This window comes from Ruegeria sp. SATB027, from assembly GCF_059613825.1.
Window position 1 is genome coordinate 160,886 of record NZ_JBXWTH010000047.1, and the last position, 13,435, is coordinate 174,320.

Sequence of the window (13,435 nt, forward strand, 5' to 3'; positions counted from 1 at the left end):
TGCTATCACGCAGGCCTGATTGAGCAAGTTGGGACAAGACCATGCGCGCCGAAACCCAGAACATCGTGGCGGATATCAAAAAGTCACTGGAGCTGCTGGCGCAGCGTATGGACTATGAAACCGCGCCGCATCGCCTTGAAGAATTCAACGCGCGCGTCGAAGACCCCAACCTTTGGGATAACCCTGAAAATGCGCAGAAACTGATGCGCGAACGGCAGTTGCTGGTCGATGCAATCGAAACGTATGAATCCATCAAGACCGACCTCAGCGACAATATAGAACTGATTGAGTTGGGCGAGATGGAGGAAGACCAAGAAGTCGTTCAGGATGCCGAAGCCGCGATTAAGACGCTGAAAACCAAGGCCGCAAAAAAAGAGCTTGAGGCGCTGCTGGACGGCGAGGCTGACAGCAATGATACCTTCCTCGAAATCAACTCGGGCGCGGGGGGAACCGAAAGCTGCGACTGGGCGTCGATGCTGGCGCGCATGTATGTGCGCTGGGCCGAGAAAAAGGGTTACACGGTCGAGCTGCAATCCGAGACACCGGGCGAAGAAGCGGGGATCAAATCCGCAGCCTACAAGATTTCCGGTCACAACGCCTATGGCTGGCTGAAATCGGAAAGCGGCGTACACCGGCTGGTGCGGATCTCGCCCTATGACTCGGCGGCAAAACGCCATACGTCTTTCAGCTCGGTCTGGGTCTATCCGGTGGTCGACGACAATATCGAGATTGAGGTGAACCCGGCCGATATCCGCATCGACACCTACCGGTCTTCGGGGGCTGGTGGCCAGCACGTGAACACCACCGACTCGGCCGTTCGGATCACGCACATCCCGACCGGGATTGTTGTGACCAGTTCGGAAAAGTCGCAGCACCAGAACCGCGATATTGCCATGAAAGCCCTGAAATCGCGCCTGTACCAGCAGGAACTGGATCGCCGCAACGCGGATATCAACGCGGCGCACGAGGCCAAGGGCGATGCGGGCTGGGGCAACCAAATCCGGTCTTACGTGTTGCAGCCCTATCAGATGGTCAAGGACCTGCGAACCAATCACGAAACCTCGGATACCAAAGGTGTTCTGGACGGGGATCTTGACGGATTCATGGCGGCAACCTTGGCGCTGAACGTGTCAGGCAAAAGCCGGTCAGAGGCGCAGGGCGACAGCTAAGGTGACACGCCAGCGTTCCTTTCTGGACCTGCTGAAAGGGCACTGGCAGCTAATCCTGATCACCGGTCTGGTCTTTGCGCTCTGGAACACGCCGTTTGTTGTTCCGCTGAAAATTCTGGTCGTCTTTCTGCATGAGCTGTCTCATGCCGTGACAATCCTACTGACTGGCGGCTCGGTCGAGAGTTTCACGATCTCACCCCAGCAAGGTGGAATGGTGATCGGCCGGGGCGGCAACAGGTTTCTCAGCCTGTCCGCCGGCTATCTCGGCTCGCTTGTGTTTGGTATGGCGCTTTTGATCATTGCCTTGCGGACAAATGCTGACCGGGCTGTTCTGGCTGTTTTCGGCGCAATCATGTGTCTGATCGCACTGCTGTACATACGCGATGCTTTCGCCTTGCTTTTTTGCGCAGGTGTCGGGGCGGCAATGATTGCGACAGCGTGGTTTCTGAGCTACGAGGTCAGTGATCTGGTGCTGCGCGTTGTCGGGCTGACCAGCATGATCTACGTGCCGTTTGATATCTTTGATGACACCATCCGACGATCCGGCGCACGCTCGGACGCGTTCTTGTTGGCCGAGGAATTCGGCGGCACCGCGATGCTGTGGGGTGGGGTCTGGCTGGTGTTGAGTGGTGGCGCCATTGCCCTTTGTCTACGGTATTGGTTGGGCCGGGACAGCAACCTGCCATTGAACCGCAGAGCGTTGTGATGTTGTTGTTTGTGAGACAAGAAAAGATACATCTAAACAGTGGGTTTAAATGAGGTGAACCGCTCGCTAGGCTGTTGAAGACCAACAACAGACTGGCGTGTTATGGACCTGACCCGGATATCTGCCACAGAGCTTCTGAACCAACTGGCTACCCGGCAGGTTTCGGCCACAGAAGTCATGCGGGCCACGCTGGATCGCATTGCCAAAGTCAACGGTGACGTGAACGCCATCGTGGCGCTGCGGGACAAGGGCGAGCTGATGGCCGAAGCGCAGGCCCGCGACAGCGGTCCTGTCACTGGCCCGCTGCACGGCCTGCCAATTGCGGTCAAGGATTTGGTCAATGTGGCAGGTATTGTTTCGTCGCACGGATCGCCTGTTTTCAGGGATGTCGTCCCTGACAGGGATGATCTGATTGCCGCCAGGATGCGGGCCGCGGGCGCCATCCTGATCGGCAAGACCAATACGCCGGAATTCGGGCTGGGCTCGCACACGTTCAACCCGGTCTATGGTGCGACGCGCAATCCTTATGACGCCAGTTACACCTGCGGTGGCTCATCAGGTGGGGCAGCAGTGGCTTTGGCGACGGGTATGGTCGCATTGGCCGACGGGTCCGACATGATGGGCAGCCTGCGCAACCCGGCGGCCTGGAACAATGTTTACGGCTTTCGCCCAAGCTGGGGCAGGGTGCCGTCTGATCCGGTCGGCGATAGTTTCCTGCATCAGCTGTCCACATTGGGTCCAATGGCGCGCAGTCCCGAAGATCTGGGCATCCTGCTCGACGTGATCTCGGGGCCCGATCCGCGCCTGCCATTGGTCGGAGAATATGCACCGGTTTCCCCTGTTGTCGCAGCAGATCTGACCGGGCTGCGCATTGGCTGGCTGGGCGATTGGGGCAGGGCCTTTCCAACAGAGGCCGGAATTCTTGAGCTGTGCCGAGATGCGTTGAAGGTGTTCGAAGCGCGGGGCGCGCGTGTTGAACATGTCGCCCCACCTTTCGATGCCGAACGGTTATGGACCAGTTGGATCACCCTGCGGTCCTGGAGTGTCGCCGCAGGGCTGGAACCTTTGGCTGAACGACGGGACCATCTGAAAGACACAGCCCAGTGGGAGCTGGACCGGGGTCTGACGATGAGTGCCATGGACGTGCATCACGCCAGCGTAATCCGGTCAGAATGGTTCCGGTGCGCGGCGGAACTGTTCAAGCAGTTTGATGCCCTGGTCCTGCCATCCGCACAGGTTTGGCCGTTTGGGATCGAAACACCTTACCCCACCCGGATCGCGGACCGCGCAATGGATACATATCATCGCTGGATGCATGTCACGGTACCGGTCAGCCTGATTGGCTTGCCTTGTCTGGCCGCGCCCGCCGGGTTTGGTGTGCAGGGCCTGCCCATGGGCTTTCAACTGTTTGGACCAAAAGGATCGGATCAGAAATTACTGTCGGTCGGGGCGGCGTATCACACCGAAACCGACTGGCCCAACAAGAGGCCGGCGATGTCATAACGCCGATCAGGGAGGAGACTAAATGGAAAAGCCATTTGGCGTTCCGGACATGCGTCCGGTAGATACAGCCATGCTGCGCACAGCGTTGAAGCGCGCCTGGGCCGACTTTCGACGCGCGCCGCAGTTCGGGTTGATCTTTGCCGGGTTCTACGTGCTTGCTGGATGGGCGATGGCATGGGTCACCATCCAGACTGGTACAACCTTCTGGCTGGTTCTGGCAGCTATCGGCTTTCCGTTGATCGGCCCGTTTGCCGCTGTTGGCCTTTACGAGGTGTCGCACCGGCTGGAACAGGGCGAACCGCTGGATCTTGGCGCAATCTTTGGTGTCGTGCTGCAACAAAGCCGTCGGCAATTGCCGTCGATCTGCGCCATCATCGTCGTGGTGTTTCTGTTCTGGTTTTTCCTGGGGCACATGATCTTTGCCCTGTTCCTTGGGCTGGCCACGATGACTAACGTGTCATCCTCGCTTGAGGTCTTTCTGACGGCGAATGGCCTGACAATGCTGGCTGTGGGCACGGTGGTCGGGGCGGTATTCGCAACCGTTCTTTATATGATCACCGTATTGTCGATCCCACTGCTGCTGGACCGCGAACTGGATTTTGTCACGGCGATGATTGCAAGCTTTACCTATGTGTCCGGAAATTTTCCGGTGATGCTTGTCTGGGGGGTAATCATCGCTGTTCTGACGTTCCTGGCCATGGTGCCCTGGTTTCTGGGCCTTCTGGTGGTCCTGCCGCTGTTGGGTCACGCCAGTTGGCACCTGTATAGGCAAATCACCCAAGTCGAAGGCGAGGGCACATCGTCCTGAAAAAACCGGTCAGGGTTGCTGGGCCGGATTGTTGGTCGACAAACGCGCAGCGGCGAAAATCGCCGTTGCATCGTGCCCGAGATATTTCAGAACCACGGGTTACGGTGCCTCAGGGGCGGCTGGGCTTATGACCGTACCGCGCCACTGAACCGCTGTTCCCGTGGGATCGGGTGAAATCATATAAACGCGGCTGTTCTGACCCGCTCGCTGAGAGGTCAGCATATAGACGGAACTGCCGGTGCAGGCGACGATCCCTTGTATTTCGCGCGCCTGCGGCGTTGCTTCGGGCATTGCGGCGCGCGAGACATATCCGCGTATCAATGTGCATTGGGCCAGTGGTCGGGCGTGCAGCAAGGTCATGCGGTGCGAGGCCGAGACGCTTTCGATCACTGCATAAAACCCCGGAGAAAACGCAGTTCTGGCGATCATGTCCACACCTGATCCCAGAAACTCGGTCAAGGCCGCCGCTGCGGGGTGGTCCTCGATCTTTTCAATTTCGTCCAGGGGCTTCAGGAGGATGCGCGCATCCACGTCGAAAAACCGGCAGATGCGATCCAAAACATCCGGCCGTGGAACACTTTCACCCGAAAGATACCTGTTGAACTGCGTCCGATTCACGCCAAGCTTGCGGCACAGTGCCGAGACCGACCGATACCTTCGTGCCAGTTGCCGCAGATTCGCGCCAAACATCGCGCGAAGTTCAGCCGGGCTGCGAATGTCGTCGGTCATGGATGCCCACGCCTTGCTAAGTTTCCTGAAAAACCATCGCAGCACTGGAACCAAGCCCCGGCGCGCATTGAAAAATCGTACAGATTGACCCCAAGCAACGTATCCCCACGTCGCGTTGCGCGTTGAGGCTAATGCCATAAAGTGCAATGGCAATAGGCTTTATCTGAAAATGCCTAATCTTTATCCGGAAAAGCTTACCCTATGGCAAATTTAGCGCATAGAAGGACGTGTGGGTTGATTTTGCAAATGCCCACCAACTCAAAGATGTGCTCCCGCCTTGGATGCAGGAAAAGCCCCAAGGCGGGTATATTGTTCAGTCGCCGCGCAGCAGGGCCGCCACGCCGGTGCGGGCGATTTCCATCAGGCCCAACGGGCGCATCAGGTCAGCAAAAGCGTCGATCTTGTCCGGCGCGCCGGTGATCTCGAAGATGAAAGAGTTCAGGGTGCTGTCGACCACATTGGCACGGAAGATGTCAGCCAGTCGCAGCGCCTCGACGCGTTTGTCGCCTTCACCCACGACCTTGATGATGGCCAGTTCGCGTTCAACCGAAGGGCCTTCGACCGTCAGGTCATGCACGTCATGGACAGTCACGATCCGGCCCAGCTGCGCCTTGATCTGTTCGATCACCTGCGGTGTGCCGGTGGTGACAATGGTGATGCGGCTCAGGTGTCCTGTGTGATCCACCTCGGCCACGGTCAGGCTTTCGATGTTGTAACCCCGCCCCGAGAACAGGCCGATCACACGGGCCAGGACACCGGGTTCATTCTCGACCAGTACGGCAATGGTGTGGCGTTCCTGCACGTCCGAGAAGGTAGGCCGTAGGTTATAGGCCGAATGGCGGTTGGAGCCTTTTTTGATATGTAGGGCAGACATTTATGTCCCTTTCATCATCCTGTGTTTGCCGGGCGCAACGGTCGCCCGGCGGTAATCCTCGGACGGTATCAGACCAGAACCGAACCTTTGCTGTCGATCACGCCCTGCGTCTCGGCCTCGCCCAGCAGCATCTCGTTATGTGCCTTGCCCGACGGGATCATGGGGAAGCAATTCTCGTGCTTTTCGACCAGACAGTCGAAGATGACCGGGCCGTCGTAGTTGATCATCTCCATGATCGCATCGTCCAGATCGGCGGGGTCCGAGCAGATGATGCCCTTGGCCCCGAAGGCCTCTGCGAGTTTGACGAAATCGGGCAGGGCTTCGGACCAGCTATGCGAATACCGCTCGCCATGCAGCAGTTCCTGCCACTGGCGGACCATGCCGAGGCGTTCGTTGTTCAGGATGAACTGCTTGACCGGCAGGCGGTACTGAACGGCCGTGCCCATTTCCTGCATGTTCATCAGCCAAGAGGCTTCACCGGCGACGTTGATTACCAGCGCGTCAGGATGAGCCATCTGCACACCGATCGAAGCCGGGAAGCCGTAGCCCATCGTGCCCAACCCGCCCGATGTCATCCAGCGGTTGGGATCTTCGAACCCAAGATATTGTGCCGCCCACATCTGATGTTGCCCAACCTCGGTCGTGATATAGCGATCATGCTTTTTCGTGAGCTCTTCAAGACGTTGCAGCGCGTATTGCGGTTTGATCGACTTTTCGCTGTTGGTGTAGGACAGACAGTTGATCTTGCGCCACTCAGAGATCTGCGCCTGCCATTTCTTGACGGCTGCCGCGTCGGTCTTGCGCCCGCGTGACTTCCACACCTTCAGAATGTCTTCCAGTACATGCGCCACGTCGCCCACAATCGGGATGTCCACACGGATGACCTTGTTGATCGAAGACGGATCAATATCGATATGGGCTTTCTTCGACTTTGGAGAGAACGCGTCGATGCGCCCGGTGATCCGGTCGTCGAACCGTGCGCCGATGTTGATCATCAGGTCACAGCCATGCATCGCAAGGTTCGCCTCGTAGAGGCCATGCATCCCCAGCATCCCCAACCAGTTTTCGCCCGACGCCGGATAGGCACCCAGACCCATCAGGGTTGAGGTGATCGGGAAGCCCGTGGAATCCACCAACTCGCGCAGCAACTGGCTGGCTGCGGGGCCAGAGTTGATGACACCACCACCCGTGTAGAAAACCGGCTTCTTGGCCTTTTCAATGGCTGCAACAAGCTCGTTGATTTCCTCCAGATCGCCTTTCAGCACTGGCTGGTAATGCGAGGTCGAAGGTTTGGGACTGTTGTATTCACCCGTGGCAAACTGCACATCCTTGGGAATGTCGATCAGAACCGGGCCGGGACGGCCCGACTTGGCCACATGGAAGGCCTCGTGCAGCGTCTCGGCCAGCGAATTCGTGTCCTTTACCAGCCAGTTGTGTTTGGTGCAGGGGCGGGTGATGCCAACGGTGTCGGCCTCCTGAAAGGCATCCGATCCGATCATGAAGGTCGGGACCTGCCCGGTCAGAACCACAATCGGAATCGAATCCAGCAACGCATCAGTCAGGCCGGTAACGGCGTTTGTGGCACCGGGACCAGAGGTTACAAGCGCAACACCCGGCTTACCGGTCGACCGCGCATAGCCTTCGGCGGCGTGGATTGCACCCTGTTCGTGACGTACCAGAATGTGGCGAATGTCGTTTTGCAGAAAGATCTCGTCATAGATCGGTAGGACGGCGCCACCGGGGTATCCGAATACCGTGTCCACGCCCTGATCCTTGAGGGCCTGAACCACCATCTTTGCGCCGGTCATCTCACGTGTCATCTGCTTTGCTCCGTTCGCGACATGTGTCTTGCGTTTGACAAAAAAAAGCCCCCGAATTTTCGGAGGCGCATGGGTTCGATTATGGTTTACCGTTACCGGCCCATGCGCGTGGTTCCTACGATTACGACTAGCGTTCTCATCGCCAGAGGCTCCTTTTTGCTTGGAGGGGACATTATGGTCGGGGGGGAGGAGCGTCAACAGGCAAATCCACCAATTTTCTATCTCAATGGCGGTATTTTGCGAAATTTTGTTGCGCAGATTGCCGCATGCCGGGAATTTCCGGGAAAAGGGCAGTCGTTTTCCTGAGGGCGGGACAAGTATGAAGGTCTGAATGCGTCAGGCCGATGTCTGAAATTGGCATGATCCGGTGTTTTGTCTGGGTCACGCTGACCTTGTGGTCGCAAACGAGGGAGGCGGAGCATGTTACAGGACCTGGTAGATCTGGGACGATATCCGATCGATCGCCCGGATTCGCCAGCTTACAGGCGATTGATCGAGGATTTGCGGCGCGAGTTGGAACAGGACGGATGTGCGGTTCTACCGGGTTTCGCACATGCACAGGGGATCGAGCTTTTGGTGCAAGAGGCCGACGAGGTGGCGCCCAATGCACACCGGTCTTTCAATCGTACAAATGCCTATTTCACCAAAGACGACCCACGGTTCGACGCCGCCCATCCGATCAGACGGTTCTATGACCGTTCGAACGCGTTTGTTCCTGCCGACAATTTTGCGCATTCCGGTCCTTTGCGCAGGATTTACGAGTTTAGCGGATTTCTTCCCTTCATTCGGGATGCGCTGGATGAGCCTGAGGACCGCTTCTTTCGTTACGACGACCCACTGGCAGACGTGATCATCAATGTCGTGGAGGAGGGGCAGGGCTTTCCCTGGCATTTCGACACCAACAACTACACCGTGACACTGGCGATCCAGAATGGCGAGCAGGGCGGTGCATTCGAATACGCGCCCAATCTGCGCTCAGCCGAGGATGAGAATTTCGATCAGGTCGCTTCGGTTCTGGATGGAAACACGGCGCGTGTTCATCGGCTGGAATTGCGACCTGGGGACTTGCAGATATTCAAAGGCCGCTATTCCCTGCACAGGGTCGCCCCGGTCAAGGGCACGCGGCGGCGGTATGTGGGTATCTTTTCATTTGTCGAGGCCGAAGGCATGTGCGGCGGGATCGAACGGACGCAGCAGCTTTATGGACGCGTGTTGCCGCATCATTATGAGCGTGAGGGTTTGCGAAAGGATCAGTTGCTGGATTGAAGGGGCACTACCGGAGGTGAACGCTCCCGCCCGCCGTCAACGCGCCTGTGGCGCGTCTTCTCTGGTTGGGCCGGGCAGCGCTGCGCGCTGCGGTTGCGCAAGGATCAGAAACCGACCCCGGTGCCTTGCAGCATGCCATGTTCCAGCGCGTAGCGGGTCAGCCCGGCAGTCGAGGAAATTCCCAGTTTGCGCTTGATGTTCTTGCGATGCGTTTCAACCGTGCGCACCGAGATATCCAGCTTTTGCGCAACCTCTTTGTTTGATTTGCCCTGCGCCAGTTCCAGCAGAATTGTTTGCTCGCGCCCTGTCAGCGCCTCGCGTGCGTTGTCGCCTTTGGGTTTCAGGGACCCACTGGCACCGGTGCACAGATACTGCTCACCCCGCATGACCGCGTCGATGGCCTGCTTGATCTCTTCGGTTGGGACATCTTTGAGAACATAGCCTTTTGCGCCGTGGCTGAGCGCGGTCGAAATGTATTCGGGGCTGTCATGCATCGACAGGATCAGGATGCGCGTATCGGGCAGGCGTTCCAGAATGATTTCCGTGGCGCTGAGTCCGCCGAGGCCAGGCATGTTCAGGTCCATTAAGATGACATCCGGGGAAAGACCAACCGCCTGTTCCACCGCGGCCTGACCGCTGCCGAGTGTTCCAACCACTTCGATATCGTCGTAGCTTTCAAGGATCGACTGAATGCCCTCGGCCACCATGGGATGATCGTCGACAATAAGAACTCGGATGTTTTTGGCGCTCATGTACCGGCCTTTCGGTTCGGAGTTGCGTCTTCCTGCGGTGGCAACAGGTGGCTCAGCGGCAGGCTGGCCTCGATCACCGTTCCGCCGCGCGGTCCGCGTGATGACAGAATACGCAGCGATCCGTCAAGTTGTTCAATTCGCTCCTGCATGTTGCGCAGGCCGATGCCGGTGGTCGGGGTTCCGGATTCTGCGCGCAACCCACGGCCATTGTCGGTGATCCGCATGGTTGCGCCTTTCTTGTGGCCACGCAGGTCAATCGTAACATAAGAGGCATCCGCGTGCCGTTCGATATTTGTCAGCGCCTCTTGTGCGATGCGGTAGAGCGCGATCTTGCTGTCCTGATCCAGCCGGTTACGGAATACAACGGTGGAAAACTCGGTCTCGATCCCGGTTCGTTCGCGAAAATCGTCGGTCAGAGCCTTCAGCGCAGGTCCAAGGCCAAGGTCGTCCAGCACGCCGGGGCGCAGGTCGCGGCTGATGCGGCGCACCTCGGTGATGGCGGTGCGAAGATGGTCGATGCCTTTGTCCAGCGGATCGCGCGCACCCGCATCATCGCCGCGCAACAGACGGCGGCGCGCATTGTCCAGCGCATAGCGTACACCCACAAGGATCTGGCTGATGCCATCATGCAGTTCGCGGGCAACCCGGCCGCGTTCCTCTTCCTGCGCGTCGAAGACACGTTGCGTCAGTTCCTTCAGCTTGGCATCCGCCAACCGTCGCTCGCGAATGTTCAGCAACATGCCCGAGGCAAAGACAATCAGAACGGCGGCAACAACAATGGCGCCGATATACATGAAGGTGCGTTGCACGCGGGCCTCGACCTCGGCTCTTGCGTTGGCGACCGTGGCGACAATGTCGTCAATGAAGACCCCGGTACCCACGACCCAGCGCCAGTCCTGCAACCCGACGACATAGGCGATCATTTGCGCCTCATCCCCGGTCGAGGGTTTTTCCCACATGAAGCTGTGCCACCCGGCCCCCTGACGGGCGAGGCGAATGAACTCGTTAACAATGGGCGTTCCATCGCTGTCGGTCAGACCTTCCCAGTTGCGGTTGATGAATTGTGTCTGTCGGGGGCTGACCAGATTGTTGCCATCATAATCGTAAACGAAAAAGAACCCGTCCTGCCCATAGATCATTGCCGAGAGAATCTGCGAGACAAGGTTCTTTGACACCTCGTCATCCGGTTCAGCGCGGCCATAGATATAGGCAAACCCATTTCGCGCCTGCGTCACGTAGTTGCGAAGTTCTTCTTTCTTGGCCTCGATCAGGCTGCGCTCCAGGGCTTCGATCTCGCGCTCGGCGGTCGCACGCGCCTCATAGGCTACAAGCACAGCGATTGCGGCCACGGCCACAACCAGCGGGATTGCGGCCACCAGCGACAGTTTCTGCGCATAGGTCAGCGAGACCAGATGTCGAAGTCTTTGCATGGACGAATCGATACGCAAGCGGCGTCAAAAATGCAAAAAGATTGGCGTTGGTCTGTGAAATTCCGGTGTTTGGGCCGTTTTTGTTGGAGTTTTCGTTCGGAAATTTCACCGCATCCCCAAAAGAAATCGATTCTCTACGCAGTAGTAGGTATTCCCTTTCGCTTCGCTCACATTAGGCTGACGCGCACTGAATGCGACAGGTCCGGTTCTGCCGGATCGTGACTATGAAGGGGAGGAACACTCATATGGATCGTCGTTCATTTCTGAAAAAATCCGCGCTGGGCGGTTCGGCAGCTGCAGCAACCGCTCTGGCGGCTCCGGCCTATGCACAGGGACAGCGCACACTGACCATGGTGACCTCGTGGGGTCGTGGTCTGGCTGGCGTGTTTGACAGCGCACAGCGTTGTGCCGACAGCATCAACGCCATGTCGGATGGCAGCCTGAATGTTGAAATCAAAGCGGCAGGCGAACTGGTTGGCGCGTTCGAGGTGTTTGACGCGGTGTCGTCCGGTCAGGCCGACATGTATCACGCCGCTGACTATTACTTTGTGGGTCAGCACCCAGGTTACGCCTTCTTTACGGCTGTGCCTTTCGGCATGACCGCGCAGGAACTGGTGAACTGGTACTATCATGACGGCGGTATGGAGCTGCATGATGAGCTGGGCGAAATCTTTGGCCTGAAGTCCTTCCTGGCCGGTAACACCGGTGCGCAGGCGGGCGGCTGGTTCTCGAAAGAAATCAACAGCCCTGAAGACTTCAATGGTCTGAAGTTCCGTATGCCCGGTCTGGGCGGCAAAGCACTGGGCAAACTGGGCGCGTCTGTTCAGAACATCCCCGGTTCCGAAGTGTATCAGGCGCTGTCGTCCGGCGCGATTGACGGAACCGAGTGGATCGGACCCTGGGCCGACGAAAAGGCGGGCTTCCAGGAAATCACCAAGACCTACTACACCGCGGGCTTCCACGAGCCGGGCGCAGGTCTGTCGCTGGCAACCAACCGCGACGTGTTCAATGAACTGACCCCGGCCCAGCAGAAGATCATCGAGATCGCTGCCGCAGAAGCACACCAGTGGAACCTGGCGCAATTCCTGGCCAACAACGGTGCAGCGCTGCAGCGCCTGCAGGCCGGTGGTGTCAAGGTCCTGGAATTCCCTGACAGTGTCTGGGATGCGTTCGGCAAGGCCAGCCAGGAAGTTCTGGACGAGAACATGGGCGATGAGCTGTTCAAGAAGATCCACGACAGCGCAATGCCGTCGATGGCGGCTTCGTCGGCATGGAACAACCTGTCGTCGGGTGTCTACACCGCACAGCGTGACCGTGTTCGCGGCTAATCCTTCCTGATCAAAGGAAAAACGGTTTCCCCGCACCTTGCGGGGAAACCATTCCCGTTGCGTGAAAGGACTTGGGCAAGCCACAATAGGCCTGCGCGCAACTGAGACGACCTGGGGACAACATGCAGGACGAAAACGGTATCTCGTTCTTCGGCGCCCTGTGGAATGGACTGGTCTGGTTCATTCAGAACATTGCCGAAGCCTTCTATAATTTCGGATATGCGATCACGCATCCGCAGCTCTGGCTGGACTGGTCTGACAAGGCGTCGATCATGCGCTTTGTGTATTACGGCGGCTCGGTCGAGTTCTTCTTTGTGGTGTTCACCTTCTTTTTGGTTCTGACAGCCGTCGGGTTGTATTACCGGAACTTCATGTGGGCCATCGTGCGCGGCCTGGAAGGTTTCGCAAACACCACCGGGCGGTTCTTTGCCTGGGCGGGTCTGCTGATGGTGATTCAGCAGATTGTCATCGTATTCATGCAACGGGTCTTTACCCGTCCTGACATGTCCTTCGGTCTGGGCATTCCGTTCCAGATGGATATCAGCTGGTTCGCGGAAGAGCTGAAACTGTATAACGCCATGGTTGTTTGTCTGTGTTGTACCTACACATTTGTGCAGGGCGGGCATGTGCGCGTTGATCTGATCTATGCCGGTATCAGCCACCGCGCCAAGCGTGTGGTCGATATGTGCGGTGCGTTGCTGTTCATGATGCCAATGGCGGTGCTGACCTGGATGTACGGCTGGTTCTTCCTGTGGCGGCACCTGATCGTGCCGAACCCATCGGCCAGTGACGCGCTGGACCGTCTGGTTGCCAAATCCCGCGCCCTGCGTTGGAACGTGGAAACCATCGGGTTCAGCCCCAACGGGTTCAATGCCTACTTCCTGTTCAAGATCCTGCTGGTGGCCTTTGCGGCCATGGTGTTCCTGCACGCCATCGCGTTTTTGTACCGGTCGTATCTGGAATTTGTGGAAGGGCCGGACAGCGTTGGAAAATACCTCGACAAGGACAGTCTTGGTGAGGGTGAAGAAGCCTATGAAGGCGCGCATTAAG

12 protein-coding genes are annotated in these 13,435 nt (G+C 57.9%); 7 read left to right on the forward strand and 5 right to left on the reverse strand.

The window, feature by feature from the left end:
* Positions 1-41: 41 nt before the first annotated feature.
* From prfB to AC2FPW_RS14490, 4 genes are all read left to right on the forward strand, one after another.
* Entirely contained in the window at positions 42-1,169 is a 1,128-nt protein-coding gene (gene prfB / locus AC2FPW_RS14475) for a peptide chain release factor 2 (protein WP_209503633.1), read from the forward strand.
* 1 nt (position 1,170) lies between these two features.
* Entirely contained in the window at positions 1,171-1,875 is a 705-nt protein-coding gene (locus AC2FPW_RS14480; RefSeq protein ID WP_496814258.1) for a M50 family metallopeptidase, read from the forward strand.
* A gap of 102 nt (positions 1,876-1,977) precedes the next feature.
* Positions 1,978-3,378 carry an amidase gene (locus AC2FPW_RS14485; RefSeq protein WP_496814259.1) on the forward strand — a complete coding sequence of 467 codons (1,401 nt, stop codon included), beginning with the start codon at positions 1,978-1,980 and terminating at the stop codon, positions 3,376-3,378.
* A gap of 22 nt (positions 3,379-3,400) precedes the next feature.
* Positions 3,401-4,186, forward strand: a complete 786-nt coding sequence (locus AC2FPW_RS14490; protein ID WP_496814260.1) for a DUF2189 domain-containing protein — start codon at positions 3,401-3,403, stop codon at positions 4,184-4,186.
* 99 nt (positions 4,187-4,285) lie between these two features.
* Here the strand turns inward: AC2FPW_RS14490 and AC2FPW_RS14495 are convergent, their stop codons facing one another.
* The 3 genes from AC2FPW_RS14495 to AC2FPW_RS14505 all read right to left on the reverse strand — a co-directional run bounded on the left by AC2FPW_RS14495 (position 4,286) and on the right by AC2FPW_RS14505 (position 7,609).
* Positions 4,286-4,915 carry a helix-turn-helix domain-containing protein gene (locus AC2FPW_RS14495; protein ID WP_496814262.1) on the reverse strand — a complete coding sequence of 210 codons (630 nt, stop codon included), beginning with the start codon at positions 4,913-4,915 and terminating at the stop codon, positions 4,286-4,288.
* 313 nt (positions 4,916-5,228) lie between these two features.
* Positions 5,229-5,789, reverse strand: coding sequence for an acetolactate synthase small subunit (ilvN, locus tag AC2FPW_RS14500; RefSeq protein WP_209503637.1), 561 nt, complete (start codon positions 5,787-5,789; stop codon positions 5,229-5,231).
* 68 nt (positions 5,790-5,857) lie between these two features.
* Positions 5,858-7,609 carry an acetolactate synthase 3 large subunit gene (locus AC2FPW_RS14505; RefSeq protein ID WP_480584774.1) on the reverse strand — a complete coding sequence of 584 codons (1,752 nt, stop codon included), beginning with the start codon at positions 7,607-7,609 and terminating at the stop codon, positions 5,858-5,860.
* Between the two features lie 420 nt (positions 7,610-8,029).
* Between AC2FPW_RS14505 and AC2FPW_RS14510 the strand changes: the two genes are divergently transcribed.
* Complete coding sequence (locus AC2FPW_RS14510; RefSeq protein WP_496814264.1) at positions 8,030-8,875, forward strand: HalD/BesD family halogenase; 846 nt, start codon at positions 8,030-8,032, stop codon at positions 8,873-8,875.
* A 104-nt stretch (positions 8,876-8,979) separates the two neighbouring features.
* Here AC2FPW_RS14510 and AC2FPW_RS14515 read toward each other — a convergent pair whose 3' ends face one another.
* Positions 8,980-9,627: a response regulator transcription factor gene (locus AC2FPW_RS14515; protein ID WP_496814265.1), complete on the reverse strand. Its 648-nt coding sequence runs from the start codon at positions 9,625-9,627 to the stop codon at positions 8,980-8,982.
* A complete protein-coding gene (locus AC2FPW_RS14520) occupies positions 9,624-11,057 on the reverse strand; it encodes a cache domain-containing protein (RefSeq protein WP_496814267.1) in 1,434 nt (477 codons plus the stop codon). The genes AC2FPW_RS14515 and AC2FPW_RS14520 overlap by 4 nt, the downstream gene beginning before the upstream one ends.
* A gap of 245 nt (positions 11,058-11,302) precedes the next feature.
* Here AC2FPW_RS14520 and AC2FPW_RS14525 point away from each other — a divergent pair, with 245 nt between their 5' ends.
* Both AC2FPW_RS14525 and AC2FPW_RS14530 read left to right on the forward strand, forming a co-directional pair.
* Entirely contained in the window at positions 11,303-12,385 is a 1,083-nt protein-coding gene (locus tag AC2FPW_RS14525) for a TRAP transporter substrate-binding protein (protein ID WP_267363846.1), read from the forward strand.
* Positions 12,386-12,507: 122 nt separating this feature from the next.
* Entirely contained in the window at positions 12,508-13,434 is a 927-nt protein-coding gene (locus AC2FPW_RS14530) for a TRAP transporter small permease subunit (protein WP_480913273.1), read from the forward strand.
* The last annotated feature ends 1 nt before the right edge of the window (position 13,435 follow it).

Bases quoted from the DNA above. Each gene is read 5' to 3' on its own strand.
- prfB (WP_209503633.1), top strand. From the start codon at position 42: ATGCGCGCCGAAACCCAGAACATCGTGGCGGATATCAAAAAGTCACTG.
- AC2FPW_RS14485 (WP_496814259.1), top strand. From the start codon at position 1,978: ATGGACCTGACCCGGATATCTGCCACAGAGCTTCTGAACCAACTGGCT.
- AC2FPW_RS14490 (WP_496814260.1), top strand. From the start codon at position 3,401: ATGGAAAAGCCATTTGGCGTTCCGGACATGCGTCCGGTAGATACAGCC.
- AC2FPW_RS14495 (WP_496814262.1), bottom strand. From the start codon at position 4,915: ATGACCGACGACATTCGCAGCCCGGCTGAACTTCGCGCGATGTTTGGC.
- ilvN (WP_209503637.1), bottom strand. From the start codon at position 5,789: ATGTCTGCCCTACATATCAAAAAAGGCTCCAACCGCCATTCGGCCTAT.
- AC2FPW_RS14505 (WP_480584774.1), bottom strand. From the start codon at position 7,609: ATGACACGTGAGATGACCGGCGCAAAGATGGTGGTTCAGGCCCTCAAG.
- AC2FPW_RS14510 (WP_496814264.1), top strand. From the start codon at position 8,030: ATGTTACAGGACCTGGTAGATCTGGGACGATATCCGATCGATCGCCCG.
- AC2FPW_RS14515 (WP_496814265.1), bottom strand. From the start codon at position 9,627: ATGAGCGCCAAAAACATCCGAGTTCTTATTGTCGACGATCATCCCATG.
- AC2FPW_RS14520 (WP_496814267.1), bottom strand. From the start codon at position 11,057: ATGCAAAGACTTCGACATCTGGTCTCGCTGACCTATGCGCAGAAACTG.
- AC2FPW_RS14525 (WP_267363846.1), top strand. From the start codon at position 11,303: ATGGATCGTCGTTCATTTCTGAAAAAATCCGCGCTGGGCGGTTCGGCA.
- AC2FPW_RS14530 (WP_480913273.1), top strand. From the start codon at position 12,508: ATGCAGGACGAAAACGGTATCTCGTTCTTCGGCGCCCTGTGGAATGGA.